Raw genomic sequence first — 553 nt, forward strand, 5'->3', positions numbered from 1 at the left:
GCTCACCTACGAGGGCACCGTGGAGATGCATCAGCTCGTGCTGGGCAAAGCCCTCACCGGGATCGACGCGTTCCGGTAGACAGGCCCGCGGGGGCGGGGCCGGCTCGGCGGCCCCGCCTCAGCTCTGGTTGAAGAAACCGTCGGCGCGGTGCGCGGCCGGCTCGCCGCTGACCACCTCGGTGTCGGCGGGGCTGAGCAGGAACACGCGGTTGGACACCCGCTCGATGGAGCCGCGCAGACCGAAGATCAGGCCCGCCGCGAAGTCGACGACGCGCTTGGCGTCGCCGGCGTCCATGGCCGTGAGGTTCATGATGACCGGCACGCCCTCGCGGAACAGCTCACCGATGGCGCGGGCGTCCCGGAAGCTGTCCGGGGTGACCGTGCCGATCCGGCGGCCCCGCTCCTGGGCGGCGTCCGCGGCCACCTTGACCCGCGGATCGGTGACCCAGGCCTCCCCGGGCTCGGGCCCGTCGGAGTAGTCGTCGTCGTAGTAACGCTCGTCTTCGTTGTCGTCGACGAGGCCAAGCCAGGCACTCGCCTTGCGTACCGATCC

The 553-nt window shown here is 71.4% G+C and carries 1 protein-coding gene; it reads right to left on the reverse strand.

The features are described 5' to 3' along the window. Window positions 1–118: 118 nt before the first annotated feature. Window positions 119–553, reverse strand: a 435-nt coding sequence (locus LPA54_RS35885) for a cell division protein SepF (RefSeq protein WP_228984739.1), incomplete at its 5' end; no start/stop codon positions are given.

Source organism: Streptomyces sp. DH12 (assembly GCF_020873895.1).
Lineage (GTDB): Bacteria > Actinomycetota > Actinomycetes > Streptomycetales > Streptomycetaceae > Streptomyces.